At 71.6% G+C, this 334-nt stretch carries 2 pseudogenes; both read left to right on the forward strand.

Annotated elements, in window-relative coordinates:
* Position 1 precedes the first annotated feature (1 nt).
* Positions 2-181 (forward strand): annotated as a pseudogene (locus I5E_RS22360) (GntT/GntP/DsdX family permease); the annotation flags it as partial.
* A gap of 56 nt (positions 182-237) precedes the next feature.
* Positions 238-334 (forward strand): annotated as a pseudogene (locus I5E_RS26675) (DUF4397 domain-containing protein); the annotation flags it as partial.

Here is a 334-nt window from a genome sequence, read left to right on the forward strand (position 1 = left end):
GATGCTCGCGCAGGCGATCCGCGAAGCCACCGTCCCGGACGCCTCGGGCTCGTGGGTCAGCCTGCTCGACTTCCTCGGGTCGCCGATGATCGCCATCGGGATCGCCGCGGTCTACGCGATGGTCTTCTTCGCGATCGGCGGCGGCATGGACCGCTCGGCCGTGTCGAAGTCCCTCGAGAGCGCCCTGCCGCCGGTCGCGGGCGTCCTCCTCATCGTCGGTGCTGGCGGTGGCTTCAAGACGTCCTGGCCGGCGGCAAGGCCGTCGTCAGCAACCTGTCGAACCCGGACGAGCAGGCGCTCGAGCTCCCCGCCGGCACCGTCTCGGCCTCGGTCG

This window comes from Curtobacterium sp. B18, assembly GCF_000333375.1.
In the GTDB taxonomy this organism is placed as follows: Bacteria; Actinomycetota; Actinomycetes; order Actinomycetales; family Microbacteriaceae; genus Curtobacterium.